4 protein-coding genes and 3 tRNA genes are annotated in these 3,110 nt (G+C 52.9%); all 7 read left to right on the top strand.

From position 1 onward, the window contains the following. Positions 1-200 precede the first annotated feature (200 nt). A complete protein-coding gene (birA, locus tag BLV20_RS30670) occupies positions 201-1,160 on the top strand; it encodes a bifunctional biotin--[acetyl-CoA-carboxylase] ligase/biotin operon repressor BirA (protein ID WP_092306080.1) in 960 nt (319 codons plus the stop codon). After that, positions 1,150-1,899: a pantothenate kinase gene (locus BLV20_RS30665; RefSeq protein WP_092306079.1), complete on the top strand. Its 750-nt coding sequence runs from the start codon at positions 1,150-1,152 to the stop codon at positions 1,897-1,899. Before birA ends, BLV20_RS30665 begins: the two co-directional genes overlap by 11 nt. Before the next feature lie 7 nt (positions 1,900-1,906). Then, positions 1,907-2,344, top strand: a complete 438-nt coding sequence (locus BLV20_RS30660; RefSeq protein WP_092306078.1) for a hypothetical protein — start codon at positions 1,907-1,909, stop codon at positions 2,342-2,344. 142 nt (positions 2,345-2,486) lie between these two features. Further along, positions 2,487-2,571, top strand: a tRNA-Tyr gene (locus tag BLV20_RS30655). Between the two features lie 25 nt (positions 2,572-2,596). Beyond that, positions 2,597-2,670 (top strand) — tRNA-Gly (locus BLV20_RS30650). Positions 2,671-2,696: 26 nt separating this feature from the next. Further along, positions 2,697-2,772: transfer RNA gene (locus tag BLV20_RS30645), tRNA-Thr, on the top strand. Positions 2,773-2,856: 84 nt separating this feature from the next. Further along, positions 2,857-3,110: GTP-binding protein (locus BLV20_RS30640; protein ID WP_232291028.1), on the top strand; the 254-nt coding region annotated here is incomplete at its 3' end.

The raw sequence follows: 3,110 nt of genomic DNA, 5'->3' as shown, positions 1-3,110 counted from the left end.
ATGGTAGTGTGGGGTTTCCCCATGTGAGAGTAGGTCATCGTCAAGATTAAATTCCGAAACCCCAATTGCGAAAGCAGTTGGGGTTTTGTTTTTGCTCGCAGAAAAGCGATTGCTGGCGGCCTGATTGTGCCTGTCATGCTTTCTATGCAACAGCCGTAGGCATGGCTATTATGCCTGCCTCATTGTGAGGCGAGATCTGCATGCTGACATTGTTGGAGCTTCTAAAGGATGGGCGGTTTCACTCAGGCCAGGCCCTTGGTGCTGCCTTGGGTATTAGTCGCAGTGCCGTGTGGAAGCAGTTGCAGCAATTGGAGGCTGATCTGGGGCTTTCCATTCATAAAATTCGCGGGCGCGGTTATCAATTGGCGGCCCCGCTGACGCTTCTGAATCCTGCTGAAATTTGCGAGCAGTCAAGGGAATGCCCTTGGGCTGTGCTGGCTTTCGATTCCATCGACTCTACAAATGCTGAAGCTCTTAGAGCTGTCGAGCGGGGCGTACCTGCGCCGTTCCTGGTGGTGGCTGAGCGTCAAACAGTGGGGCGCGGTCGGAGGGGGCGCAAGTGGGTGAGTCCTTTTGCTGAAAATATTTATTACAGCCTTGTGCTGCGCATCGATGGTGGGATGCGTCAGCTTGAAGGGCTTAGCTTGGTGGTCGGGCTGGCGGTCATGCAGACCTTGCGAGAGTTTGGGATAGCTAGTGCGGGCCTGAAGTGGCCAAATGATGTCTTGGTTGGGCGCAAAAAAATCGCTGGAATCCTATTGGAATTGGTCGGGGATCCTGCAGATGTTTGTCATGTGGTTCTGGGTGTTGGTATCAACGTCAATATGCAGAAGGCTGACGAGGTCGATCAACTGTGGACTTCTGTCCGGCTCGAGTCCGGTAAGCAGATCGATCGAAACCAGTTGGTTGCTCGGTTAAGCATGATGTTGAAGGCTTACCTGGAGCGCCACCAGGTAGAGGGGTTCTCCTCTATTCGCGAGGAGTGGGAGCGGAATCACTTGTGGCAAGGCAGTGCCGTGTCTCTGATTGCAGGAGTCAATCAAGTAGACGGTGTCGTTATGGGCATTGATCAGCAAGGTGCGTTGCGATTGAAGGTGGATGGCGTTGAGAGGGTCTACAGCGGTGGTGAGCTCAGTTTGAGGTTGCGCGATGATTCTTGAGCTTGACTGCGGAAACAGCTTCATTAAATGGCGTGTTCTGAATAATACGACGCCTGGGGTATTTGCTGAGGGTGTCGTTGATTCCGATGAGGCTTTGGTGAGGCATCTGCATGCATTGAATGGTTTGGTCTTGACCCGATGTCGCTTGGTCAGTGTGCGCACGGCAGAGGAGACAAGCAAACTTACTTCCATGTTGGTGCAGGCTTTTGGTGTGGCGGTGGTCTGTGCTGCTCCTGCAAAAGAAATGGCCGGCGTCCGAAATGGTTATGAGGAGTTTGAGCGGCTTGGTCTGGATCGTTGGCTTGCCATGCTGGGTGGCTTTCGTCTCGCTGCTGGAGCCTGTCTGGTGCTCGATTTTGGGACGGCTGTTACTGCAGACTTCATTGCTGCGGACGGTGAGCACTTAGGGGGCTTTATCTGCCCTGGCATGCCGTTGATGCGTAATCAGCTGAGAACTCACACTCGCCGGATTCGGTACGACGATTTGTCTGCCGAGCGCGCACTGGTGAGTCTGATGCCGGGTCGTACAACGGTAGAGGCGGTAGAGCGCGGCTGCTCATTGATGCTGAGAGGGTTTGTGCTTACTCAGTTGGAGTTGGCGCGGAGCTATTGGGGGGAGGAATTCGTGGTGTTCCTTACTGGTGGCGATGCCGATCTGGTTTCCGGCTTGGTGCCGCAAGGGCGAGTGGTCCCAGATCTGGTTTTTGTTGGATTGGCCATGGCATGCCCATTGTCTTGAGGTTTTTATGCGCTGGTTATTCCTGCTGCTCCTGGTTCTCAATGTGTTCTATTACGTCTGGCATCAGCAGGAAGCGCCTTTGCGTGCAAAAGAGGTGGTGCCTCTGACGCTCTACAAGGGATCCCAGCAGGATATTCGCTTGTTGAGTGAGTCCGCTCAGGTTGCCAGGCGTGACAAGGAAGGGGATGGCCGGAGTGATTGTCTCTATATAGGTGGCTTTGCTCGTCGCGAACAGGCTCAGTTGCTTGGGCAGCGCCTGTCGGCGCTTGGAGTGGAGGTGCGATTGGGGGCTTCGGATTTGCCTGATATTTCTGGGCATTGGTTGCGAGTGGCCCCTGAAAGCAGGCATTTGCTGGATGATTCACGGTTGCAGAATCTTGCTAAAGAATTCAATGAGTTAAAACATAAAATAATGTCATGCGAAGGCATTGCAACTGTCGAATAGTTTGCATAGAATGGCGCCCGCTCCGCAGTGAAGACCTCTAGAGGTAGAAGCAGCGAAGCGAGGTCAACGCAGCTAACCTCAGGCTTTTAATGAGAAAATGCTTGACAGAAGGGTGGCATGATGTAGAATGCTGCCTCGCTTAGGAGGGGTTCCCGAGCGGCCAAAGGGATCAGACTGTAAATCTGACGTCTACGACTTCGAAGGTTCGAATCCTTCCCCCTCCACCAGATTTTAGCGTGAGCTGCAAGCTCCGCGGGTATAGTTTAGTGGTAGAACCTCAGCCTTCCAAGCTGATGATGCGGGTTCGATTCCCGCTACCCGCTCCAAGTTTGCAGGTTGTGCAAAGTGTTTCGCTCTTGTAGCTCAGTTGGTAGAGCACACCCTTGGTAAGGGTGAGGTCAGCGGTTCAAATCCGCTCAAGAGCTCCATATAACAAGGCAGATATGAAAATATCTGCCTTTGTTTTAATGGCTTGTGTGACTTGCTCAATTCTTCTCCTAGGGGTGATTTCGATGGCTAAGGAAAAGTTCGAACGTAATAAGCCGCATGTCAACGTTGGTACTATTGGTCACGTAGATCATGGTAAGACCACTCTGACTGCTGCTCTGACTCGCGTCTGCTCCGAAGTTTTCGGTTCGGCTCGTGTTGACTTCGACAAGATCGACAGCGCCCCGGAAGAAAAGGCTCGTGGTATCACCATCAACACTGCGCACGTAGAGTACGACTCGAACATTCGTCACTACGCGCACGTTGACTGCCCAGGTCA

The organism is Pseudomonas sp. NFIX28 (genome assembly GCF_900107395.1).
Classification (GTDB): domain Bacteria; phylum Pseudomonadota; class Gammaproteobacteria; order Pseudomonadales; family Pseudomonadaceae; genus Aquipseudomonas.
Note: the sequence above shows the minus strand (reverse complement) of the source record. Positions and strands in the feature narration are given on the sequence as shown.

What these genes read in the sequence shown, in the direction of transcription:
- birA (WP_092306080.1), top strand. Translation starts at nt 201, where the DNA reads ATGCTGACATTGTTGGAGCTTCTAAAGGATGGGCGGTTTCACTCAGGC.
- BLV20_RS30665 (WP_092306079.1), top strand. Translation starts at nt 1,150, where the DNA reads ATGATTCTTGAGCTTGACTGCGGAAACAGCTTCATTAAATGGCGTGTT.
- BLV20_RS30660 (WP_092306078.1), top strand. Translation starts at nt 1,907, where the DNA reads ATGCGCTGGTTATTCCTGCTGCTCCTGGTTCTCAATGTGTTCTATTAC.